The organism is Mycobacterium sp. P2_H7, assembly GCF_056403275.1.
Map to the genome: position 1 here is coordinate 1 of NZ_JBFUFU010000008.1, position 22,488 is coordinate 22,488.

Sequence of the window (22,488 nt, forward strand, 5' to 3'; positions counted from 1 at the left end):
CCGCCACCAACGCCTTCTACGAAAACATGGCCTGGCGCTGGCCCAACTGGGCCAAACTGTTCTTCAACAACAAAGGCGTCGCCGCCCACACCACCGACATCTGCCAGAACTACCCCGCCAACGACATGTCCGTCTGGGACTGGCACTAACCACCCGACAAGAACACCGACTGGTTCCCACCGGCCCGCTTGGCTTGGAACATCGCCTGATCCGCATTGTCGAGCAGGCTCTCCCAGACCAGGGCGGCGTCGACCGCCCCGGTGTCGAAGGCGGCGACCGGCGCACTGGTCACGCCGATGCTGCCGGTGACGGGCACCGAATCGGTGGGCGAGCAGACCGCCGCACACACGAGTTCGGCAGCCCTCGCGCAGTCGGCCGCGGGCATGACCGCCGTGACCAGGAACTCTTCCCCGCCCACCCGCGCGACGACGGAGTGCGGGCCGATGGCCAACTGGATGCGGCGCGCGCTGCGGATGAGCACCTCATCCCCGATACCGTGCCCGTGTACCTCATTGATGTCTTTGAAGCGGTCCAGGTCAGCGAGAATGACGACAATGTGATCCGCGGCAGATGCTCTGCCAGACAACAGATTTCGCAGGTGTAGACGCATTCCGCGGCGATTGAGCAGGCCGGTCAGCGGGTCGCGCACCGACTCGTTGGCCTCGTTCTGCAGTGTCCAGATGCCGAATTGAATGCCGACCGGCGCAAAAGCCAAACTGGCTCCGGCGATCAGCTTCACGATCCCCAGCGCAATATCACCACCGGCGTCGTAGGCCGCATTGATCGCGAGTAGCAAGACCGTGATGAAAATCCAGACCGAGTGCAGCAGAAGCAGTTTCGCGCCCGCGTAGAAAACCAGGTAGAACGACAGCAGGACCAGGACCGTCGGCGCGAACCCCACAACCGACGCGTTCGTGTTGACCAGCGCGAACATGGCCATGGACACATCCATGTACACGACGAACACCCGCGACGTCGTCCTGTTCGGCCAACCGCCGAACCACCACCTCAACGCCCACGCCGCGGCACCGACGGAGAAGGCCGCAGCCAGGACGCGGGACGGCACGGCCCCCGGTCCCGCCGGCGAGAATTGGATGATGGCCGTGATGACGGCGACCATCATGACGCCGGCACCGATCAAGACCTTGTTGACCCGCATGAGTCCGTGCGAGGTGAAGTAGGCGACCTGAGCGTCGTATTCGACCGGGGTGTGCCACCACCCGGCAAGCATTCTGGACACCGAGGATCCGCGGGGGTCCTCAATGGGAATCCACGGTCCCGCAAGGGAATCGGGCCTGCTCAGAACCATCGGGCAAGTGTAGGGTAAACGCAACGGGACTAATTGACGTTTGGCCGATGACAATTCCCAACGCAAACATCCACACCAGATCGCCGGTGTTACAGAAAAAATGGCCGTTGCCGGTCGTACGGAGCGCGCCTCGCACTTGTGATTCCGCAACGATGACGAGCAAACAGAACCTGCGGTTTTACGACGACGTCATTCGGTTCGTCCTCAACCGTCGCAGATGCCGGCGGCCTTCTCTTCGCTGATGATTTGTTGCACCGGCTGGCCGAGGTGGGCGGCGAAGTCGTCGGTGGCCCGCATGTTCCACACGCCGCCTTCATAGACCATGAACCGGGACCCGCCCGCGCCGTGGTTCGCCACCCGCACGATCGCTTGCCCGTCGGGCTCCATGCGCAAACCCGAGACGGAAAGACGCGGCCCGGACTTCTTGCAGGTCTGGTAGAACTCGACGAAGTCGGAGCGTGTGATGCCGTGGCGGACATCCTGCGCCATCCGCTCCCAGACCTCGGCGTAGTCGCCGTCGGCGAAGTGGTCGACGATGGTTTGTGCGGCGACGGTGGCGGCACCCAGGGTCACCGGGGCGCCACCTGGGGTTTCTTCGGGGTAGGCGGCAAGCTGCGGCACCGGCGAAGCGGATGTGCCATAGGACGTGCCGCACGCCGTGGCGACCAAGGCGACAGCCACTGCCGCGGTGGATGCCAGGACGGATCTCATCCCGGGCACATTAGTGGGGTTTCGGTGAAATTGTCGGCCTATCCGGTGCAACCCTGTCCGGATGGAGGGGTACGCACGGCTCATTGACAGCGGCGAGCTGCGGTTTCAGTGCGATGGAATCCGGCTGAATCTAAGCAGAGATGACCCGGCCGGCAATCTCCACCGCGTGATCGGCGAACCGTTCGTAGTAGCGGCTCAGCAGCGTGACGTCGACCGCGGCGGCCGCACCGTGCGGCCAGTCAGAATTCATGACGACGGAGAACAAATGCCTGTGCAGGTCGTCCATGGCCTCGTCATCAAGCGCCACCTGCGCCGCCGTCGCGGAATCATGTTCGAGCACAACATGTTTGGCGTCATTGCCGATGCACACGGCGATGCGGCCCATCTCGGCGAAGTCATCGCGGACCTCATCCGGTACGGCGGTGACGGGGTGCCGCCGGCGCACGATCTTGGCGACATGCAGGGCCAGGGCACCCATCCGTTCGGCGTCGGCCACGTTCTTCAGTGCGCTCACCACTGCGCGGAGGTCCCCGGCGACCGGTGACTGAAGCGCCAGCACGGTGAACACCTCGGTTTCCAGCCGACCGCACCGGTAGGTGATGTCCTCATGCCGATCCAGCACGTCTTCGGCGACGCTCAGGTCCGCTTCCAGGAGCGCATGCGTCGCCTGGTGCATGGCATCACCACTGAGTTCGCATAAATCGGCCATCCCGGTGGTGAGGGCAGCGAGCTGCTCCTGAAATGCCGTCCGCATGGGGCTCCAAAGGTCCGAAGTGAGGAATGGACCGGTCTATACCCCTGCGGACCTGGAATTACACCTCTGCCTCGGCGGCCGCCTGCACCCTGCCGCGCGGATAGGGGAGGTCGATGTCGTGGGCGTCATAGGCGCGGTGGATCTCGCGCCGCAGCCGGCGCTGCACCGCCCACTGCGCGTTTGGCCGCGTCTTGATGGTCATCCGCAGCTTGACCAGGTCCGGCGACCACTCCTGGACGCCGAGCATCTTGGGTTCGCCCAGCACCTTCTCCGCAATGCCGGGATCCTTCACGGCCTCCGCGGCGGCATCGACCGCGACCTGCTCGGCGCGTTCGACGTCGGCAGTCAGGGCGACCGGGAATTCGATACGCGCCACCGCGTAGCCCTGACTCATGTTCCCGACCCGGGCGATCTCGCCGTTGCGGACGTACCAGAGCGTGCCGTCGATATCGCGCACCGTGGTGATCCGCAACCCCACGCTTTGTACCTCGCCGGTCGCATCGCCCAAGTCGACGGTGTCTCCCACGCCGTACTGGTCCTCCAGCAGCATGAACACCCCGGAGACGAAATCGCGGACCAGGTTCTGCGCACCGAACCCGATGGCCAGTCCGATGACACCGGCGGACGCGATGAACGGCGCGATGTTCACGCCCACCACGTTGAGAACCGCCAGGCTCAACCACACCAGCAGCACGATCGAGACCGTCGACTTGAGCACCGAGCCGATCGTCTGGGCCCGCTGAAGTCGGCGTTCGGCGTTCTTCTGATCGGAGGGCGATGGTATGCGGCCTCGCAGAGTCCGCAACATGGCGGGGCCACCCTGGGGTTTGTCGTCACTCTTGCGCCGCTGGCCGCTGGCCCGGTCGATCATCCGGTGCGCGATGTACCGCAAGACCAGCACCACCACCGTGTAGATGACGATGCGCGTCGGCACCTCGATGAGCCAATGCCGGTTTGTATCTGTCCAGTCGAAAGCTAGGGCGTGAACGTCCATCAGGTTGACGTAGCCATCCAGGCCGATCCGCAAACCCTGCTCTCGTCAGCGGGGGTGTCGATCACGCGAGGCGGCCTGACCGCTCGGGGAACACCACCGGGGTGGACACTAGGACGTGGCCCTTTCTGCAACAGTGTTCAAAGTCGAACTCGGCGTCTCCGATGTCGATCACGGTTACTACGCCGATCACACGCTGACCGTTGCCCGTCATCCCAGTGAGACCGATGAGCGGATGGTGGTGCGGTTATTGGCATTCGGACTGCGAGCACACCGGCTCAGCGACGTCGACGGGGAGTTGGCGTTCGGGGCGGGCCTGTCCACCCCTGGTGTACCCGACCTGCGGCTCGCGGACTACACGGGCCGGATCCTGGAGTGGATCAACGTCGGCCAGCCCGATGAACGCGCCTTGGGCAAGGCGGCCGGCCAGGCCGAACAGGTGGTGTTGTTCCCGTTCGCTGCCGGCGTGGCCACCTGGTGGCGCACTGTGGGACCCAAAGTGGCGGGGCTGTCGAACCTGTCAGTGGTACAGATACCGCACGCACCGGTGCAGCAACTGGCCCAGACTGTCGATCGACGGGTCTCGGCGCAGGTGATGCTGATGGAAGGTCAGGTGACGATGACCGTGGGCGGTGTCGACGTCACCTTCACGCCCGAGCCATTGAAGTGAACGTCTGAGCCAGGGTGGCTGGCCTGGTCTACAGAGTCAGCGCCACGGACGCTGATGTCAGCGTTATCAGAGCAGGTCGGCGAAAAGTTCTACCACCCCGGGCCTTTGCGAGCGGCGGACGAAGCTCAGCGGGCTGGAACCGTTGGAAAGCTGGGCGTTGGCATCTGCGCCGTGGCTGAGGAGCAGTCGGGTAATTGGGACGGCACCGGAGGTGGTGTTGCGGACCGCCTTGTACAGAGGCGTTTCGCCCTTGGTGTTGGCGGCGTTGACGTCCGCGCCCGCTTCAAGGAGCCGGGTGGTGTTGGTGACGCGGTATTCCTTGGCTACGCGCGCGTTGTCGGCCGCCAAGGCGGGGTTGGTCTGGGCGGCAATGTTTTTCAGCCCGACCGGCGGGTCGATGGTGGCGTAGTGCAGGGGTGTGCGGCCCGCTTGGTCGACGTCTTGAGTCACGCCGGCCACATCGCGACGTTGGCGGCAATCGCTTCGCTGTAGTTGCGGTGCGCCAGGGCAGCGCCTCGCGCAGCTGGGTGAGGCTTTCGCGCATCTGCCCTTCGGCTTTCATCCACTCGTCATGGCGGGTCTTCTGCGCGTCGGCCCCCTCCCCCATCCAGGTGCCATGCAGTTCATTGACCTGCTGATCCACCTGGGCAGCCAGGTCTTCAACCCTCGCTTCGAAGGCTTGCAGTCTGTCGGCGAAGGCGAGCAGGACCTCCAGGTCCACTTTGTAGCCGGTCATTGCAGCATCCGGTCGGCGACGGCGTGCACCGCCTGGGCGGAGTCGGCGTCCTGCTCCTCGTAGGCCATCCCGGCCTCGGACAATCGCGCCGACGTTTCGGCCAATGAGTCGGTCAAGCTCCTCGCGCAATTCTTCGGCGTGATTGCTCAGCGCCTGAGCAGTCGCGAAGACAGCCGACGACTCGACGCGCTACTGATCAGACATCGCGTTCCCACACCCACCGCGACCGCAGCCCCCGCTGCGCGTGCGTACAGCTTAGAGGCAGGAACCCCTACTCAGCAGTCGCGCAACCGCATTCATCCTGCCCGGCGGTCACGTGCACTGATCTGGCGACGGATTCGGACGATTTCCGCCGGAGCTGGTGGACGATCGGTCACCCCCAGAATCGCGGCGCCGATCTCGACGTCAGTGACCGGACCGCCCTGCTCGAGTAAATCCTCGGCAATCGCCTCGGCTTCGGCATCTGACACTGCACGCGGCAGCGTGGCAAGAAGCCCGAGACGACTGATACCGCCGCCACACACAAACGCGATCACTCTGCGCCAACGGTCCACGTCGACCCTTCCCCGAAACCCTGATCATCCGCGATTTCCGGCGGACATACCCCGAATTGAGCGTGGTCAATCGTCGATCGCGCCACGACGGCATCACGTCAGAATCGGTCGCAGCGCACCGCGCGTCGCCTCGCAGTTCATTCCGCGGTAGTACGGCACACCATTCGCTCCACCGGCTTCAACTTCGTACGGCGTCGTCGTCGAAGCCACCCTTGTCCCATAACGCTACGGCGCGTAGCGTAACTCGGCGTGACGCGCAGCTTCCACGCCGGACAGCCGTTTGACACCTCCGACGCCGACATCGCGGCAGCCCTGGAGGACGTCAGCATCCCCACCCTGCTGCTGTCGCTGGTGCACCTCACCGGCGACCCGTCCTACATCAGCGACTTCAAGCAGGCCGGCCTGTTCCTCAATGAGGTGCAGGGCTTCATGAGCGAGGACGACAAGGCCCGTGCCCGCGCCGCCGCGCTGCCGGTGATCGCCGCGTACCGCGACCGCGGCTGCCCGGTTCCCGACCCCCTGCCCGCCGAGCTGGTCAAGGAGATGCTCGACTGGGCGGCCTGCGAGACCGTCGACGACGACAACCTGCCGCTGATGCTCGATGAACTCGACCTGGCAGGCATCGACCCGCGCCGCCCCACCGCGCTGACCGCAGCCGAGGACTTTCACGTCGTCGTCATCGGCTGCGGCGAGTCCGGCGTGCTGGCCGGGGTGCGCCTCAAGCAGGCCGGCATCCCGTTCACCATCGTGGAGAAGAATGCCGGACCGGGCGGAACCTGGTGGGAGAACAGCTATCCCGGCGCACGGGTGGATGTGGCGAATCATTTCTACTGTTTCAGCTTCGAGCCGAGCAATCACTGGGAGCACTTCTTCGCCGAACAGCCCGAGCTGCGCCGGTACTTCCGTGACGTGGTCGACCGCCACGACCTGGAAGCCCACATCCGATGGAACACCGAAGTCCTCTCTGCAACATGGCAAGACGACCTTTGGCACGTCACGGTGCGGTCGGCCGAGGGAACGCAGACGCTGAAGGCCAACGCGGTCATCACCGCGGTCGGGCAGCTCAATCGGCCGCAGATCCCCGACTTCCCCGGAGCCGACACGTTCGCCGGCCCGTCGTTCCACTCCGCGAAGTGGAACCACGACGTCGATGTCACCGGTAAGCGGGTGGCACTCGTCGGTGCGGGCGCGAGCGGGTTCCAGATCGCCCCGGCCATCGCCGACAAGGTCGCACACCTGACGGTGTTCCAGCGCACCGCGCAGTGGATGTTCCCCAACCCGATGTATCACGATCGGGTGCCCGACGGCGCCCGGTGGGCGATGGCGCATCTGCCGTATTACGGTCGCTGGTACCGCTTTCTGCTGCTGTGGCCCGGCGCGGACAAGGGCTTGGACGCCGCTCGGGTCGATCCGCAGTACGCCGACCAGGGCAACGCGGTCAGCGACATGAACGCCATGGCCCGCATCATGTTCACCGACTGGATCACCACCCAGGTCGGCGATGACCCCGACCTGCTGGCCAAGGTCTTGCCGGACTATCCCGCCACCGGCAAGCGCACCTTGCAGGACAACGGCAGCTGGCTGTCCACCCTCAAGCGGGACAACGTCGAGCTGGTGCGCACCCCGATCGAGCGGATCACACCGACCGGCGTGATCACCGCCGACGGCATCGAGCATGAGGTCGACATCATCGTGTACGCCACCGGTTTTCGGGCCACCGATGTGCTGTTCCCGATGACCATCACCGGCCGCGACGGTGCCGACCTGCACGACGAATGGGGCACTCGGCCGTTCGCGTACCGCGGGATCACCGTGCCCGGCTTCCCCAACTTCTTCATGACCTACGGTCCCGGTACCCACCTGGCGCACGGCGGCAGCCTCATCATGAATTCCGAGCTGCAGATGCGATACATCAACCAGTGCCTGGAGCACCTCATCACCGAGGGGCTGCGATCCATGGAGCCACTGCCGCAGCCGACCGCGGCGTGGCATGCCAAGTCCCAGGAGGCGATCCGCAAGACGGTGTGGGCGCACCCGTCGGTGAAGCATTCCTACTTCAAGAACGCCGACGGCGAGATCCACACCGTCAGCCCGTGGCGACTGTCCGAATACCGTTCCGCCATAGACGAACCCGTCTGGCGGGATTTCCAGGAGGCATGAGTATGCGTGCGGTCGTCGTGGACAGTGCGGGCCAGATCAGCATCGCTGATCTGCCCGACCCGGAGCTGCCGGGCCCCGACGGTGCGATCGTCGAGGTGAGCGCCACCGGCATCTGCGGATCGGACCTGCACTTCCTGGAAGGCCACTACCCCATCATCGACCCCGTGTCGCTGGGGCACGAAGCGGTCGGTACCGTCGTCGAGATCGGCTCCGAGGTACACGGTTTCAAACCCGGCGACCAGGTGCTGGTGTCCTCGGTCGCCGGCTGTGGGCACTGCGCCGGATGCGCGACGCACGACCCTATCCGTTGTGTACGCGGCCCACAGATCTTCGGGTCGGGCGCCCTGGGCGGCGCCCAGGCCGAGCTGCTCGCCGTGCCCTCCGCGGACTTCCAGCTGTTGGCCCTGCCGGACGGTATCGACACCGACCAGGCTCTGCTGCTGACCGACAATCTGGCCACCGGCTGGGCGGCCGCCAAACGCGCCGACATCCCGATCGGCGGCACGGTTGTGGTCATCGGGCTGGGGGCGGTGGGGATGTGCGCGCTGCAAAGCGCATTCGCCCTCGGTGCCGCAACGGTTTTGGCGGTCGACCCGGTGCAGGCCCGGCGCGACCGGGCTGCGATGCGGGGCGCGGTGCCGTTGTCCCCACCATCGGCTGCGCCGGTGCGCGAATTCACCAACGGACTCGGTGCGGACTCGGTGATCGACGCCGTCGGCACCGACACTTCGATCAACGATGCGATCGACGCCGTGCGTACCGGCGGCACGGTGTCGATTGTGGGCGTGCACGACCTGCAGCCCTATCCGTTGCCGGCATTGGCCTGCTTGATCCGCAGCCTGACGATCCGCCTGACCACCGCACCGGTGCAGCAGACCTGGCCCGAACTGATTCCCCTGCTCCAGGCCGGCCGCTTGGACGTCAGCGGAATCTTCACCACCACAATGCCATTAGAGGCTGCCGCGGCGGGATATGCCGCGGCCATGTCCCGCTCGGGCGAGCACCTGAAGATCCTGCTGGAGCCTTAGGCGAAGGTGCGCTTGAAATACGCGATCATTGCATCGGTGTCAGCCGGGCCGGCGTATCCCAGATAGCCGTCGGGACGCACCACCGCGACCGGCGCCGCGTAGGCCCGCACAAAATCGCCTTTGCTGTCTCGTATCAACGGCAACTCGATGGAATCGACCGCGGCATCCGGATGCGCGATCACATACACGTCCACCAGACCGTGCGCTGCGTCCTGTGCCTGCGCGGCAACCGTTTCCAGGGCGGTCACCGTGGCTGCCGCATCGGCGTACAGCAACACCGCATGCCGCGTTCCGGTCAGCAGGGTGAACAACCGGAATGGGTCGGTCACCGCGTCCCTGGTCAACCCGCGCGCGTCGGGTGCCCGGGTGCCTGCACCCTCGGCGACGATCGGACTGCCGGCGTAGTCGATCAACAACTGGGCCTCCCGGCGCATCACGAAGTCGATGTCCGTGGAGTCGGCACCCATGCCCTCGCGCGCACTGCGCACCGTACGCCCCACCACATCCTCACCGATCGGCCGGCGCTCTGCGTCATAGCTGTCCAATAGTGCCGGCCCAGCGTGACCGGAAACGGCCAGCGCGAGTTTCCATGCCAGGTTGTGCGCGTCCTGAATTCCGGTGTTCATTCCCTGCGCGCCGGTCGGCGGATGGATGTGCGCGGCATCGCCGGCAACGAACACCCGGCCCCAACCATAGGCGTCGACAATCCGGTGGCTGATCCGGAACACCGACGACCAGCGCACGTTCCTCGCCGTCGTCGGTTCTGGCGACAGCCGGTCCAACACCGCCTGGATGTGGTGGAGTTCAGGCGCTTTGGCACCTTCGAAGCCGTGTTGGATACCGCCAGCGGTGGCTGTTTTCAGGTCGTCCGGAACCAGCATCGACATTCGGTACCGCCCTCGCCCCGGCAGCGGGATGCACACCAGCAGATCATCGGTGACACCGTCGGTCTGGTGCATGGCCCGCACCGTGTAGCCCGTCGGCAGTGACCAGTCCACCTCGACGTCGCCGAGCATGTACTGCTCCTCGAAGGCGGCGCCTTCAAAGGTCAGTCCGAGAGTCTTTCGGACGATCGAATGGGCGCCGTCCGCACCGACCAGATACTTCGCGGACACGGTCTGCAACGCGCCGTCCCCGTCGCTCAGGGTGGCGGAGACACCGTCGGGGTCCTGCTCGAAACCGCTCAGACGCAGCCCTCGTTCGATCGCCACGCCGCGGGTGGCGAGTTCGTCACGCAGAATGCGCTCGGTGGCGTACTGCGGCAGGCCGATGAAGCGGAAGGGAACGTCGCCGGGCAGTGCCAGTTCGATCTGACCGGCCGGCTGGCCGTTGACATAGATCAACTGCCCGCGTAGCTGCACAGCGGCGTCGAGCACCTGGGTGAGCAGCCCCATCCGCTCGAACAGCTCCAATGTACGAGGCTGTACCCCAACGGCCTTCGCGTACTGCGGGGGTTCCAGCAGTGGGTCGACGATGCGTACCGCGACACCACGCCTGGCGAGTTCGATGGCCGCGGTCAGCCCGATCGGTCCAGCGCCTGCGATGAGTACGTCGGTATCGGCCACGCCGAAAGTATGCCCGAACGCAAATAGATTGTGGTGCTTTTCCTCTAGCTCCGGCCCGCCTCGGCGGATGCGGAATTATCCGGCCGACCGCATCCGTTCCAGTACATGACCCTGGCATGACAACTGACGATGACAACTGACAACTGACAACTGACAAACCGAGGAGCATCCGATATGTCCGTCCTCTACACCGCCAAAACCCACACCACCGGTGGTCGCCAAGGTGAGTCCTACAGCGCTGACGGCAACCTCGACATCCAGCTCACCCCACCCGGGGCCAACGGCACCGGCACCAACCCCGAGCAGCTCTTCGCCGCAGGCTGGTCGGCCTGCTACCTGAGCGCGATGGGACTGACCGCAGGCCAGTACGACGTGAAGCTGCCCGCCGAGACCGCGGTGGACGCCGAGGTGGACCTGGTCAACACCGACGGCGCTTTCTCCCTTGAGGCTCGGCTCAACGTGAGCATCCCCGGTGTCGACCCTGCGGTAGCCCGCAAGATCGTCGACGCCGCGCACGAAGTGTGCCCCTACTCCAAGGCCACCCGCGGCAACATCCCGGTGACCATCAACGTCATCTGACGGGCACGGCCGCGCCGTTCAGTGCTGGCAGCGGTCCCGGAAATCCTTCAGCGGCTGGCGAATACCCTGGAAATCGGCCTGCACCGCGGGATTGGCGTCCAGGTAGTTGCGCACCTGCTCACGTTTGGCGTCGCGATCCAGATCCTTGAGGCTGGTGAAGAATCCGTTCACATCCGGATGGGTGAACAGATAGACCGACGTCGACGCGCTGACACCCGCACTGATCCCGGCGAGGTCGCCCGCGGTGCAATTGGGCGGCGGATCGGCCAGCGCCGGCGCGGCCGTCCCGACCAGGATGGCCGCCCCGGCCAGTCCGGCCCCGAAGACTCGTTTCCAGGTGTTCACCAGCGCTCCTCGAATCGGTTGGTCACTTATCCTCCACCGCGGCCACCACCACCGTGGTGGCCACCCCCACCGCCGCCCCCACCGGGACGCCACGGTCGGTCCGGCGGATCGATGGCGATGGACAAGCCGTCATCGCACAGCCAGTCGTATTCGCACGGGTACGGGACGTACGGTCCCTGGAACCCTGCGCCGGTCCCGCCGTCGGGGCCCCGCACGCTGCCTTGCGCGCACACCGTCGTCCCATTGGCGTTGGTGCAGTCCGCCGCGGCCGTCGGCGCCGACGAGATGCCCAACGGGATGGCCAACGCCACCGCAGCAAGACCCGTCATCGCGTACCGCTGGACTGTGCGCACCCTGTGAGGATAGGCCAGCCCGGCGGCCCCCGGTGCTACTCCGCCAGATCCAGGGTCGGCGTCGGCCGGGAGAACCCGCGGGTGACCGCCAGCAGCCAGACGAATCCGATGGCCAGCCAGATCAACCCGACGACCAGGGCGGTACCGGACAGACTGGTCCACAGCCACAGCGTCAGCACGAAACCGATCAACGGCAGCACCAGACTTCCGAGCAGCTGCGCGCCCTCGCGTTCCTTCAGGTCCACGAAGTAATGCTTGATCACCGACAGGTTCACCACCGAGAATGCCACCAGCGCACCGAAACTGACGACCGACGCCAACAACGCCAGGTCGACGAAGATCGCCGCCAGCGAGATGACGGAGACGAACGCGATCGCGTACACCGGTGTGCTGAAACGCAGTGAGACGTGGCCGAACACCTTGCGCGGCAGGATTCCGTCGCGGCCCATCGCGAACAGGATGCGCGCGACCGACGCCTGCGAGGTGATGGCCGACCCGAGCGCACCCGCGACGTAGGCCGCGGTGAAGAAGGAGTTCAGGAACTGCCCACCCGCGGTGGTCATGACCTCCAGTGAGCCGGAGTCGACATCGGCGAACTGGTTGGACGGGTACACCAACTGCGAGACGTAGGACAGGACGATGAAGATCAGTCCCGACACCACGGTGGCGATCATGATGGCCCGCGGGACGGTGCGCTTCGGATCCTTCGCCTCTTCGGAAAGCGTTGAGACCGCATCGAACCCGAGGAAGGACAGACACAGGATCGCCGCGCCTGCCAGGATCGGGTCGAAGCCGCCCGCGGTGCCGTCGCCGCGTAGCGGGGCCATCACATCGACCGTGCCGGAGTGCGAGACGGCGACGAAGGCCATGATGACGAACACCACGATGAAGATCGCCTGGATTCCGATGATCAGGAAGTTGGCCCGGTCGACCGACACGATGCCGACGATGTTGAGCACCGTCACGATCGCAATGGTGACGAGGACGATCAGCCACGCCGGGATGGCCGGGATGGCCGCGTTCAGGTAGATGCCGATGACGAGGTAGTTGAGCATCGGCAGGAACAGGTAATCCAGCAGCAGCGACCAGCCGGCGAGGAAGCCGATGGGTGCGCCGAACGACTTCTGGGTGTACGTGTAGGCCGATCCCGCCACCGGATACGCGGTGGCCATCCGTGCGTAGGAACGCGCGGTGAACACCATGGCGGCCAGCGTGACCAGGTAGGCCACCGACAGCCGGCCGCCCGTGGTCTCGGTGACGATGCCGTAGGTGGTGAACACCGTCAGCGGCACCATGTACACCAGTCCGAACAGGACCAGCGACGGCAGGCCGAGCACCCGTTTCAGGTTGCCTTCGGTCTCCGGGATCGTCTCAGACATGGTGGTGCCTTTCACTGTTCGGCTGCGTACGCACGCCGGCCCTGCAAGTAAGTGCCGCGTACCCGCAATCCGGGGAGGTCGAGCGCGGCGGTGGTGGTGGGATCGCCGTCCAGCCAGACCAGATCGGCGCTGGCCCCCGGCACGATGCGGCCCCAGGTGTTCTCGGCGAAGGCCTGGTGGGCCACCGCCGCGGTGTAGGACGACAGCGCCCGCTCGATGGGCACGATCTCCTCTGGGATCCAGCCCCCTTGCGGGTCGCCTTCAGCGGTGCACCGCGAGACGGCGACTGCGATCCCGTCCAGCGGAGCCCCCGAGGACACCGGCCAATCGGAGCCGAATGCCAGTGCCGCCCCCGATGTTTCGAGGGTGTGCATGCGGTACTGCTTGTCGGAACGTTCGACGCCGAGCCGGGGAATGGTCAGCACCGTCATCAGCGCGTCCATCTGCGCCCACAGCGGCTGCATGTTGGGGATGACCCCGAGCGCGGCGAACCGGTCGATGTCGGCGTCGTCGACCAGCTGGGCGTGGGCGATGACGGGGCGACGGTCCCGCGGGCCGTTGTGCTTCACGACGTATTCGATGGCGTCCAGTGCTTGGCGTACCGCGGCGTCACCGATCGCGTGGATGTGGATCTGGAAACCGAGCTCGTCGACCTTCTGGGCGGCCCGCGCCAGCGAGTCGCCCTCCCACAACGTCATACCGTGCGAGTGCAAACCCGAGCAGTACGGCGCGAGCAGCGCCCCGGTCTCGTTCTCCACCACCCCGTCGGCGAAGAACTTCACCGTGTTCGCGGTCAGCAGCGGCGAGTCCAGTTCGCGGACCCGGTCCCGCGCGGCCGCGTATTGCTGTACCTGCGCGTCGAAATGGCGTGGGTCGGCGTAGAACGCCAGGTTGAACCGCATCCGCAACACCCCCGCGGTGGCGGCGGCGATATAGGTGTCGACGTCGGCGGGTTCCACCCAGGCGTCCTGCACCCAGGTGACGCCGCGGGCCAGGAAGTAGTCGGCGGCCGTACCGAGGGCAGCGACGCGCACCGCCTCGTCCTGTGGCGGCATGACATCGCTCACCAGGTCGGTGGCGCCCCACTCCCGCAGGGTGCCCAGGACGGTTCCGTCGTCGCGGCGCGGGATCTCCCCGAGGACGGGATCCGGGGTGTCGTCGGTGATGCCGGCGCGTTGCAGTGCAACGGAATTCACCCAGAACGTGTGATAGTCCCAGGCACGCAACACCACCGGCCGGTCGGGCACTGCGGCGTCGAGCCAGCGCGCGTCGAACAGACCGCCCGGGACCAGACTGCCGTCATAGGACGCACCGGCAATCCACTCAAGGCCGGGGTTCTCGGCGGCGAATCGGGCGACCTCGGCGACGATTTCGTCGACCGATCCGCAGGGGCGGACCTGTGGGCCTGCCGATTCCAGCCCGCCGTAGAGCGGATGGGCGTGCCCGTCACCGAAGGACGGCATCAGGAATCCACCCTGGAGGTCGACGATCTCGTCGGCGTGCGCGTCGCGGGCCTGCTGCCCCAGCGCCACCACGACGCCGTCGGCGACGAGGAGGGCGTCCGAGGTCTGCGCTCCAGTCCAAATAGTTCCGTTGTCAAACAGTGTCGCCACGTTGGGCACCCTACGCCCGGACATCTACGCGCGCAGGCTTATCGGTGACGGCTGCTGCTGGGTGATGCAATGGATTCCGCCGCCCCGCTCGAAGAGCGGCCGCGCGTCCACGCTCACCACAGGGCGCCCCGGATACTGCTCGGCGAGGATGGCGACGGCATCGGCATCGCGCGGATCGCCGAAGCTGCAGGCGATCACACCGCCATTGACCACCAGGTGGTTGATGTAGCTGTAGTCGACGTAGCCCTCGGCGTCGCGCAGGACCGCGGGCGCGGGCATCTCCACAATCTCGAAGAGGTCTTCCAAGGCACCTCGGATCTCCTTGGACACCAACGTGTCCGGGTGCTCATCGGCGGTCTGGGAGTGCAGCAGCAACCGGCCCGGCGACGTGATGGCGGCGACGATGTCGACATGCCCCCTGGTACCGAAACGCTGTGAGTCACGTGTGAGCCCACGCGGCAACCACACGACATCGGTCGCGCCGATGGTGCAGGCCAGCTCGGCTTCGACCTGTTCCTTGCTCAGTCCGGGATTTCGGCCGGGGTCGAGCTGCACGGTCTCGGTGACCAGCACCGTGCCGTGCCCGTCGACCTGGATACCGCCACCCTCGTTGACCAACGCCGAGGCCACCACCGGAACCCCTGCGAGCGCGGCGACGGTGGCCCCGATCTTCTCGTCGCGGTCCCAGCGGGCCCAGTCCTGGGCGCCCCATCCGTTGAACACCCAGTCCACCGCGGCCACCGAACCGTCGGCGGCGTGCACGAAGGTGGGCCCGATGTCCCGCATCCACGCATCGTTCAACGGCGCTTCGACGACCTCGATGTCTTGGGAGACATAGCGTTTGGCCGCATCCCGCTCGGCGGGATCGACCAGCATGGTGACCGGCTCGAATTCGGCGATGGCATGCGCGACGGCCGCCCAGGTGGAGCGGGCCTCGTGCTGCTCGGCTTCGGTGTCGCCGAGCGAGTATCCCTGCGACGGGAACGCCATCCAGACCCGATCCTGCGGGGCGCCCTCGGCGGGCATCAGGTACGTCATTTGACGACTGCCGTCGCCGCATGACCTTCGCCGTACGGACGCTCGGCGTCCACCGGTGCGGTCAGTCCGGCGTAACTCTCGGGCCTGCGGGTCAGTAGGAACGGGAACAGCTCAAGCCAGTCGCGGCGCTGATCCAGATCCAGATCGGCGACCAGCACGGCTTCCTCGTCCCGCGGCGCTTGCACCAGTACACGGCCGTACGGATCGGAGATGAACGACGAGCCGTAGAACGACAGCGCGCCTTCGTTGCCGGTGCGGTTGGGCACCACCATGAACAGTCCGCTGTTGATGCCGTTGGCGACGATCACCTGCTGCCACAACGGTTGGGTGTCGAACGTCGGGAACACCGGTTCGGACCCGATAGCCGTCGGGTAGACGACGATCTCGGCCCCACCCAGCGAATAGTTGCGGGCCACTTCGGGAAACCATTCGTCCCAACAGGTCGGCATGCCCAGGCGCGCGCCGAGCCCTTCGGGTTCGTACACCGGGTACGGGTTGCCCTCTGCGGGGCCGGCCCGGAAGTAGGTGTCTTCGTAGTACCCGGCCGAGATGGGGATGTGCATCTTGCGGGTACGCCCGACCAGTTCCCCGGCGGGGGACACCAGGATGGCCGTGTTGTAACCCAAACCATCTGCGGCAGGTGACTTTTCGTAGAGCGAGGCGTGCACGAAGATCCCGTTGGCCCGGGCCGCCTCGGCAGCCAGGGCGAAGGTCGGGCCTTCGGTCAGCTCCTCCGCGTCATCCCCGGGATTCGGGCCGGCCTGGGTGTCGGCCGGGTAGCGCAGCAGGGTGATCTCCGGCAGGAAGACCACCCGGGCTCCTTCGCCGGCGGCCCGGTCGATGCCGTCGCGCAGCACTGTGGCCAGTTCGGTGGCGTCGTCGCGCCAGTGGTGTTGCACGAGCGCGACCCGCAGCGGCGGCCGCTCGGAGGCCGTGGTGCGCGACAACGGCTCGGGTGCGCCGGCGGTCAAGGTCAGCATGTCGATCCCCTAAAACGAATTTGTTTCGTTTATTGTGTGATGGAAGCCACGACTTCGCAAGTGTTCGGGGGAATTCACATGGGCAGACCACCCGTTCCGATCCTGTCCACCGACCGCATCACGCGGGCGGCCATGGATCTGGTCAACGCGACCGGCGGATTCACCATCCCGGACCTGGCCCGCAAGCTGAAGGTCAGCCCGTCGTCGCTGTACAACCACGTCAGCGGGCGCGAACAGATCGTCGAACTGCTGCGCGAGAAGGCGATGAGTGCGGTCGAACTGCCCGCACTCGACGGCCCGTGGGCCGATGTCGTCGCCGCCATCATGCGGTCCTATCGGCACAGCTACGCCCGCTATCCCCGGCTGATCCCGCTGATGACGGCCTACCCGGTCAGCAGCCAGCACGCCGTCGAGATGTACAACGCGCTGGCCGAGACGCTGACCCGGGCAGGCTTCGGGCCCAGCGAGACCCTGCACATCATCACGCTCATCGACAACTTCGTCCTCGGCTCCGCACTGGACGCGGCCGCCCCCGAGACGCCGTGGGGTGCCAGCCCGGAGGTCGGGCCGGAGTTCGCCGCGGCGCTGGCCACCGGCGACAACCGGCACGGCCGCGCCGACGAGGCTTTCGAGTTCGGGCTGACCGTGCTGCTGCGCGGGATCGGCGCGCCGTAATCTGCCCGCATGGACCACGATGCGCTGCTGCGACAACTGCAAGGTGACGTGATCGCCATCCAGGCCACCGCGCTGGCCGGCGGACCCGATCTGGACCGGACAGTCCCGACGTGCCCCGGCTGGACGGTCACCGATCTGCTGGCCCACCTCTGGGTGGTCGAGACCTGGGTGCGTTCGATCCTGCGCGGGCGGGAACCGCAGTCGACCCCGGAACCGGGACCGTCGCCCGTCGCGGATTTCGTGGACGGCATCCCTGACTTCCTCACCGCGATGCGGGCGATCACGGCCGACGAGCCCTGCTGGAACTTCGGGCCCAAACCCCGGGAAGCCGGGTGGTGGATCCGGCGCCAGGCCCACGAGCACGCGATCCACCGCGTCGACCTGGAATCCGCCTTCGGTACCACCCCGTCGTTCGACGCGGCGTTCGCGGCCGACGGCGTCGACGAAGTGACGTCGATGTTCTACCCGCGCCAGCTGCATCTGGAGCGCACGGGGCCGGTGGCCGATCCCGTGCGGCTCGTCGCCGCCGACACCGCGGACACGTGGACTCTGGGCGACGGCGAGCCAGTCGCCACCGTCACCGCCGACGCCCACGCGCTCTACCTCGGCCTCTGGAAGCGCCAGGACCTGGCGGCCGTCGCCCGCATCGACGGCGACGAGACTGCCGCCCGTCGCACCCTCGGACTGGCGCTGACTCCGTAGACTCTCGCAGCGTGTCGACACATCTGTCCCGGCGCGGCTTCCTGGGGATGACCGCGGGGGTGGCACTGCTGGCCGCGTGCGGTCGCGAGGCGCCGGGCACGGTGGCCAAGGACGGCTCGGTGACCGTCAAGCACGCCTTCGGCGAGACCAAGATCCCGTCCCCACCCAAGCGGGTGGTCAGCGCGGGTCTCAACGACGCGGACTTCCTGCTGGCGGTCGGTGTCGTACCGATCGCGGTGACGGACTGGTTCGGCGCGCAGCCGTTCGGCGTGTGGCCGTGGGCCATTGCGAAACTCGGCACGGCGCAGCCTGCGGTGCTGAACCTCGCCAACGGCATCGACACCGACGCCATCGCCGCGCTCAAACCGGACCTGATCGTGGCCACCAACGCGGGGCTGGACAAGGACACCTACACGAAGCTCTCGGCCATCGCCCCGACCGTCGCGCAGTCCGGTCAGGAGGCCTTCTTCGAGCCGTGGAAGGACCAGGCCGGCACCATCGGTCAGGCGGTGTTCAAGCACGACGAGATGCAGAAGCTCGTCACCGATGTGGACACCACATTCACCACCGCGGGCAAGAACAGCGGGCAGTTCGCCGGCCACACCGCTCTGCTGCTGGAGGGCACGCTCAGCGCCGACCACCTGCTGGTCTGCTCGGGATGGCGCAGCGAATTCCTCACCGAGCTCGGCTTCTCGGTGCCCACGGTGGATTCACCCGTGCCGCGCGACAAGTTCAAAACCGAGCTCGGCAGCGCCGACGTCCTGATCTGGACCACCGACAGCGACGCCGCGCGCGACGCGCTGCTGGCCGATCCGGAGATCGCGGCCCGCAAGAAGCACAACGTCTTCACCGACCCAGAGCTGGCGGCGGCCATCGCTTACTCGTCGCCGTTGTCACTGCCCGTGGTCGCCGACCGGCTGCCGACGCTGCTCGCCACCGCGGTGGGCTAGCAACCGACCCACAGGAACGGCCTGACAAGATATCCGGGTGACCAGCACCGAGCACCGCGAGCCGACCCGTTTCGCGCAGACCGGCTCGGCCTACTATCCGGTCTTCGTGGCGGTGTTCACCGCCCTGATCATCATCTCCAATGTCACCGCGACCAAAGGCGTCGCGTTCGGGCCCATCCTCACCGACGGCGGTTTCATCGTGTTCCCGCTGACCTACGTGATCGGTGACGTGCTCTCCGAGGTCTACGGATTCAAGGCCGCCCGCAAGGCCATCCTGCTGGGCTTCGCGATGAACATCCTGGCGGCGCTGATGTTCTGGGTCACCCTGTACCTCCCGGCGGCGGACTTCTACGAGAACCAGCCGCACCTGGAGAACGTCGTGCACGCCTACACCCAGCTGATCATCGCCGGCCTGGCCGGATTCATCGTCGGGCAGACCATCAACGCCTGGGTCGTGGTGGCCATCAAGGAGCGCACCAAGGAGAAGCACCTGTGGGCGCGGCTGGTCGGGTCTACCTTCGCCGGGCAGCTCGGTGACACCCTGGTGTTCTGCACCATCGCGGCGGGGGCCATCGGCATCACGACGTTCAAGGACCTGGCCGTCTACACCGCCCTCGGCTGGCTCTACAAGACCGCGGTCGAGGTGATCATGCTGCCGGTCACCTACCGGGTGATCTCGTATGTGAAGCGCCATGAACCGACGTACGCGCTGGCCGCCTAAACAGGCCCTAAGGCTCCTCTGGCAAAGCTCATAGACCGCGGTGCAAAGAACTTACTCGGCGGTAGCGTTGGTAGATGACCGTCACAACGGATTCGCCGGTGCTCAGCACCGTTCGTGAATACGGGGATCAGGCACTGCTCCTCGAGTTCGGCAGCACCCCCGAGGTATTGGCCTGGGCCGCTGCCATCCGCCACGCCGACCTGCTCGGTGTGGTCGACATCGTTCCTGCCTCGCGCACCATCCTGCTGAAGCTGGCGGGGCCGCGGTATCTGGCCCCGACGCGGCAACGGCTGGGCACGGTGCGGGTCGAGCACGAAGCCACCGCACCACCGGCCGGACCCGACGTGGTGATCGACGTCGTCTACGACGGCGCCGACCTCGACGCAGTGGCGGAGCTGACCGGCCTGAGCCCGGACCAGGTGATCGCCGCCCACACCGACAGCCTGTGGCAGGTTGGGTTCGGCGGATTCGCACCGGGTTTCGCCTATCTGGTCGGTGGAGATCCTCGCCTGCACGTACCGCGTCGTTCCGAGCCCAGGACCCGGGTGCCGGCCGGCGCGGTGGGTCTGGCCGGCGAGTTCAGCGGGGTGTATCCGCGTGAGACCCCCGGTGGCTGGCAGCTGATCGGGCGCACCGACGCCGTCATGTGGGATATCCACCGCGACCGGCCCGCCCTGCTGGTGCCGGGGATGACCGTCCGATTCCAGGAGGGATCATGAGCGACGCTTGCGGAGCGAATCGACAATCAGCATGCGAGATCCGAGCCTGCGAGGAAATCGCATGAGCGTCACGCTGGAAGTACTGCGCACCGGGCCGCTGGCCCTGGTGGAAGACCTGGGCCGGCCTGGCCTGGCGCACATGGGTGTCACCCGGTCAGGTGCCGCCGACCGGCGCGCCCACACCTTGGCCAACCGGCTGGTTGCCAACCCCGGTGAGCACGCCACCGTCGAGGTGACGTTCGGCGGTTTCTCGGCGCGGGTGCGGGGCGGGGACGTGGCGATCGCGGTGACCGGCGCCGACACTGATCCTTCGGTCAATGGAAAACCGTTCGGCACCAACAGCATTCACTACGCCCATGACGGCGAGGTGATCTCGCTGGGGGCGCCGCACTCCGGGTTGCGCAGCTACCTCGCGGTGCGCGGCGGCATCGACGTGGCCCCGGTACTGGGTTCGCGCAGCTACGACGTGATGTCCGCGATCGGCCCGAGCCCACTGCAGGCCGGCGACGTGCTGCCGGTGGGTGAGCACACTGCCGAGTTCCCGGAGCTGGATCAGGCGCCGGTGGCTTCGATCGAGCCCGACATCCTGGAGATGAACGTGGTGCCGGGCCCGCGTGACGACTGGTTCGTCGACGCCGACATCCTGGTCCGCACCAACTGGCTCGTCACCAACCGCAGCGACCGGGTCGGAATGCGCCTGATGGGCATGCCGTTGGAGTACCGCTGGCCCGATCGGCAGCTGCCCAGCGAGGGCGCCACCCGTGGCGCAATTCAGGTCCCGCCGAACGGTTTCCCGGTGATCCTGGGCCCCGACCACCCCGTGACCGGCGGTTACCCGGTGATCGGGGTGATCAGGGACGCCGACCTGGACAAGGTGGGCCAGGCACGTCCCGGGCAGACCATTCGGCTGCACTGGTCGCACCCGCGGGTCCCCGCGCGGTAACAGCTCAGCGGTTCTGCAGAATGGCGATGCGCGTCGGGCCGTGGTGGGCTTGCCAGCCGGGCTGCATGCTCGGGGCCGGCTGCGCCTTGACCTCGGGGCTGTAGGAGTAGCCGGGGCCGGTGGCGATGGTGGCCGCGGACGCATGGCCGGCCATGCCGAGTGCTCCTGCGGCGATGAAACCGGCGGCTGCGATGGGGAGCAAGATTGCCTTGATCATGTCCAAATCCTTTGTGTGAGTGTTCTTTTGGTCTGTCTTGTCGGCTTGTTTCGCCGTTGGGTCAAGAATGCCGCGGCGGCCGGCTCAGGGGTGTCGGGTAACCGGTGGATCCGCGGGATGAACTCGTTGTCCTCCGATTGGAGGAACCACTCCTGCGTTCGGGGACACATTCCGGACCGAGGCTGGTAGAACGACAGGTGTGGGTGTACACACCGCACGCTTGATCCACACCGCCGATCTCGATGGTGAGACCCGCGCCGATGCCCGGCAGATGGTGGTGGACGCATTCGCTGGCGATTTCACCGACACCGACTGGGACCACGCTCTCGGTGGCATGCACGCGCTCGTCTGGCGCCACGGCGCGATCATCGCGCACGGTGCGGTGGTGCAGCGCCGGCTGCTGCACCAGGGCCGCGCGCTGCGGTGTGGCTACGTCGAGGCGGTCGCGGTCCGCGAGGACTGGCGCGGTCACGGGCTGGCCGGCGCCGTCATGGACGCCGTCGAGCAGGTGCTTCGCGGGGCCTACGAACTCGGTGCGCTGAGTTCCTCGGACGCCGGGCGCACGCTGTACGACGCGCGCGGCTGGATGCGCTGGCGGGGTCAAACCTCGGCGCTCACCCTTTCGGGTGTCACCCCGACCCCCGATGACGACGGTTCGGTGTACGTCTGGCCGGTATCGGAACAGCTGGCTGTCGACGGCGGCCTGACCTGCGATTGGCGGGACGGCGACCTCTGGTGAATCCGCTGCTCACAGACCTCACAGGAGTACTCTCACACGAGTGAGCGGATGTTCACG

General features: G+C 66.6%; 26 protein-coding genes and 1 pseudogene. 12 read left to right on the forward strand and 15 right to left on the reverse strand.

Going from position 1 to position 22,488, the window contains the following annotated elements; genetic code table 11:
- Positions 1-149, forward strand: a 149-nt coding sequence (locus AC1DY7_RS11520) for a DUF5078 domain-containing protein (RefSeq protein WP_477493959.1), incomplete at its 5' end; no start/stop codon positions are given.
- Here the strand turns inward: AC1DY7_RS11520 and AC1DY7_RS11525 are convergent.
- The 4 genes from AC1DY7_RS11525 to AC1DY7_RS11540 all read right to left on the reverse strand — a co-directional run bounded on the left by AC1DY7_RS11525 (position 146) and on the right by AC1DY7_RS11540 (position 3,768).
- The gene (locus tag AC1DY7_RS11525; RefSeq protein WP_477493822.1) at positions 146-1,309 is read right to left on the reverse strand and encodes a GGDEF domain-containing protein; all 1,164 of its coding nucleotides are present in this window, start codon (positions 1,307-1,309) and stop codon (positions 146-148) included. The genes AC1DY7_RS11520 and AC1DY7_RS11525 overlap by 4 nt on opposite strands.
- A gap of 204 nt (positions 1,310-1,513) precedes the next feature.
- Positions 1,514-2,020, reverse strand: a complete 507-nt coding sequence (locus AC1DY7_RS11530; RefSeq protein ID WP_477493823.1) for a hypothetical protein — start codon at positions 2,018-2,020, stop codon at positions 1,514-1,516.
- Between the two features lie 130 nt (positions 2,021-2,150).
- Positions 2,151-2,774, reverse strand: a complete 624-nt coding sequence (gene phoU / locus AC1DY7_RS11535; RefSeq protein WP_477493824.1) for a phosphate signaling complex protein PhoU — start codon at positions 2,772-2,774, stop codon at positions 2,151-2,153.
- A gap of 58 nt (positions 2,775-2,832) precedes the next feature.
- Positions 2,833-3,768, reverse strand: coding sequence for a mechanosensitive ion channel family protein (locus AC1DY7_RS11540; RefSeq protein WP_477493960.1), 936 nt, complete (start codon positions 3,766-3,768; stop codon positions 2,833-2,835).
- A 115-nt stretch (positions 3,769-3,883) separates the two neighbouring features.
- On the opposite strand from AC1DY7_RS11540, the gene AC1DY7_RS11545 reads away from it, so the two are divergent.
- Positions 3,884-4,435 (forward strand): YaeQ family protein, encoded by a 552-nt coding sequence (locus tag AC1DY7_RS11545; protein ID WP_477493825.1) that lies wholly within the window; start codon positions 3,884-3,886, stop codon positions 4,433-4,435.
- A 66-nt stretch (positions 4,436-4,501) separates the two neighbouring features.
- Here AC1DY7_RS11545 and AC1DY7_RS11550 read toward each other — a convergent pair whose 3' ends face one another.
- The 3 genes and pseudogenes from AC1DY7_RS11550 to AC1DY7_RS11560 all read right to left on the reverse strand — a co-directional run bounded on the left by AC1DY7_RS11550 (position 4,502) and on the right by AC1DY7_RS11560 (position 5,707).
- Positions 4,502-4,894 carry an ankyrin repeat domain-containing protein gene (locus tag AC1DY7_RS11550; protein WP_477493826.1) on the reverse strand — a complete coding sequence of 131 codons (393 nt, stop codon included), beginning with the start codon at positions 4,892-4,894 and terminating at the stop codon, positions 4,502-4,504.
- Between the two features lie 109 nt (positions 4,895-5,003).
- Positions 5,004-5,171 (reverse strand): annotated as a pseudogene (locus AC1DY7_RS11555) (WXG100 family type VII secretion target); the annotation flags it as partial.
- A 296-nt stretch (positions 5,172-5,467) separates the two neighbouring features.
- Positions 5,468-5,707, reverse strand: a complete 240-nt coding sequence (locus tag AC1DY7_RS11560; RefSeq protein WP_477493827.1) for a DUF3349 domain-containing protein — start codon at positions 5,705-5,707, stop codon at positions 5,468-5,470.
- Positions 5,708-5,974: 267 nt separating this feature from the next.
- On the opposite strand from AC1DY7_RS11560, the gene AC1DY7_RS11565 reads away from it, so the two are divergent.
- Together AC1DY7_RS11565 and AC1DY7_RS11570 are read left to right on the forward strand one after the other, a co-directional pair.
- Positions 5,975-7,885, forward strand: a complete 1,911-nt coding sequence (locus AC1DY7_RS11565) for a flavin-containing monooxygenase (RefSeq protein ID WP_477493828.1) — start codon at positions 5,975-5,977, stop codon at positions 7,883-7,885.
- A gap of 2 nt (positions 7,886-7,887) precedes the next feature.
- Positions 7,888-8,913 carry an alcohol dehydrogenase catalytic domain-containing protein gene (locus tag AC1DY7_RS11570; protein ID WP_477493961.1) on the forward strand — a complete coding sequence of 342 codons (1,026 nt, stop codon included), beginning with the start codon at positions 7,888-7,890 and terminating at the stop codon, positions 8,911-8,913.
- Here AC1DY7_RS11570 and AC1DY7_RS11575 read toward each other — a convergent pair.
- Positions 8,910-10,478 (reverse strand): FAD-dependent monooxygenase, encoded by a 1,569-nt coding sequence (locus tag AC1DY7_RS11575; protein WP_477493829.1) that lies wholly within the window; start codon positions 10,476-10,478, stop codon positions 8,910-8,912. The genes AC1DY7_RS11570 and AC1DY7_RS11575 overlap by 4 nt on opposite strands.
- Positions 10,479-10,652: 174 nt before the next feature.
- On the opposite strand from AC1DY7_RS11575, the gene AC1DY7_RS11580 reads away from it, so the two are divergent.
- Entirely contained in the window at positions 10,653-11,057 is a 405-nt protein-coding gene (locus AC1DY7_RS11580) for an organic hydroperoxide resistance protein (RefSeq protein ID WP_477493830.1), read from the forward strand.
- Positions 11,058-11,075: 18 nt separating this feature from the next.
- Here AC1DY7_RS11580 and AC1DY7_RS11585 read toward each other — a convergent pair whose 3' ends face one another.
- Genes AC1DY7_RS11585 through AC1DY7_RS11610 form a run of 6 tightly spaced genes read right to left on the reverse strand, consistent with a single transcriptional unit; the run spans position 11,076 to position 16,765 of the window.
- A complete protein-coding gene (locus AC1DY7_RS11585) occupies positions 11,076-11,402 on the reverse strand; it encodes a heme-binding protein (protein ID WP_477493831.1) in 327 nt (108 codons plus the stop codon).
- Between the two features lie 26 nt (positions 11,403-11,428).
- Entirely contained in the window at positions 11,429-11,755 is a 327-nt protein-coding gene (locus AC1DY7_RS11590; protein WP_477493832.1) for a hypothetical protein, read from the reverse strand.
- A gap of 35 nt (positions 11,756-11,790) precedes the next feature.
- A complete protein-coding gene (locus AC1DY7_RS11595; RefSeq protein ID WP_477493833.1) occupies positions 11,791-13,134 on the reverse strand; it encodes an APC family permease in 1,344 nt (447 codons plus the stop codon).
- An 11-nt stretch (positions 13,135-13,145) separates the two neighbouring features.
- The gene (locus AC1DY7_RS11600; protein WP_477493834.1) at positions 13,146-14,771 is read right to left on the reverse strand and encodes an amidohydrolase; all 1,626 of its coding nucleotides are present in this window, start codon (positions 14,769-14,771) and stop codon (positions 13,146-13,148) included.
- A complete protein-coding gene (locus AC1DY7_RS11605) occupies positions 14,772-15,785 on the reverse strand; it encodes an agmatine deiminase family protein (protein WP_477493835.1) in 1,014 nt (337 codons plus the stop codon).
- On the reverse strand, positions 15,782-16,765 hold the full coding sequence (locus tag AC1DY7_RS11610) for a nitrilase-related carbon-nitrogen hydrolase (protein WP_477493836.1): 984 nt from the start codon (positions 16,763-16,765) through the stop codon (positions 15,782-15,784). The genes AC1DY7_RS11605 and AC1DY7_RS11610 overlap by 4 nt, the downstream gene beginning before the upstream one ends.
- A 78-nt stretch (positions 16,766-16,843) precedes the next feature.
- On the opposite strand from AC1DY7_RS11610, the gene AC1DY7_RS11615 reads away from it, so the two are divergent.
- The 6 genes from AC1DY7_RS11615 (at position 16,844) to AC1DY7_RS11640 (ending at position 21,475) form a co-directional block, all read left to right on the forward strand.
- The gene (locus tag AC1DY7_RS11615; RefSeq protein ID WP_477493837.1) at positions 16,844-17,440 is read left to right on the forward strand and encodes a TetR/AcrR family transcriptional regulator C-terminal domain-containing protein; all 597 of its coding nucleotides are present in this window, start codon (positions 16,844-16,846) and stop codon (positions 17,438-17,440) included.
- Positions 17,441-17,449: 9 nt separating this feature from the next.
- The gene (locus tag AC1DY7_RS11620) at positions 17,450-18,142 is read left to right on the forward strand and encodes a maleylpyruvate isomerase family mycothiol-dependent enzyme (RefSeq protein WP_477493838.1); all 693 of its coding nucleotides are present in this window, start codon (positions 17,450-17,452) and stop codon (positions 18,140-18,142) included.
- Between the two features lie 11 nt (positions 18,143-18,153).
- Positions 18,154-19,092, forward strand: a complete 939-nt coding sequence (locus tag AC1DY7_RS11625; RefSeq protein WP_477493839.1) for an ABC transporter substrate-binding protein — start codon at positions 18,154-18,156, stop codon at positions 19,090-19,092.
- A 37-nt stretch (positions 19,093-19,129) separates the two neighbouring features.
- Entirely contained in the window at positions 19,130-19,813 is a 684-nt protein-coding gene (locus tag AC1DY7_RS11630; RefSeq protein ID WP_477493840.1) for a queuosine precursor transporter, read from the forward strand.
- 74 nt (positions 19,814-19,887) lie between these two features.
- A complete protein-coding gene (locus AC1DY7_RS11635) occupies positions 19,888-20,532 on the forward strand; it encodes a 5-oxoprolinase subunit B family protein (RefSeq protein ID WP_477493841.1) in 645 nt (214 codons plus the stop codon).
- A gap of 61 nt (positions 20,533-20,593) precedes the next feature.
- On the forward strand, positions 20,594-21,475 hold the full coding sequence (locus tag AC1DY7_RS11640; RefSeq protein WP_477493842.1) for a 5-oxoprolinase/urea amidolyase family protein: 882 nt from the start codon (positions 20,594-20,596) through the stop codon (positions 21,473-21,475).
- A gap of 4 nt (positions 21,476-21,479) precedes the next feature.
- Here the strand turns inward: AC1DY7_RS11640 and AC1DY7_RS11645 are convergent, their stop codons facing one another.
- Positions 21,480-21,692, reverse strand: a complete 213-nt coding sequence (locus AC1DY7_RS11645; RefSeq protein WP_477493843.1) for a hypothetical protein — start codon at positions 21,690-21,692, stop codon at positions 21,480-21,482.
- A gap of 199 nt (positions 21,693-21,891) precedes the next feature.
- Here AC1DY7_RS11645 and AC1DY7_RS11650 point away from each other — a divergent pair, with 199 nt between their 5' ends.
- Positions 21,892-22,431 (forward strand): GNAT family N-acetyltransferase, encoded by a 540-nt coding sequence (locus AC1DY7_RS11650; protein WP_477493844.1) that lies wholly within the window; start codon positions 21,892-21,894, stop codon positions 22,429-22,431.
- Positions 22,432-22,488: the final 57 nt, after the last annotated feature.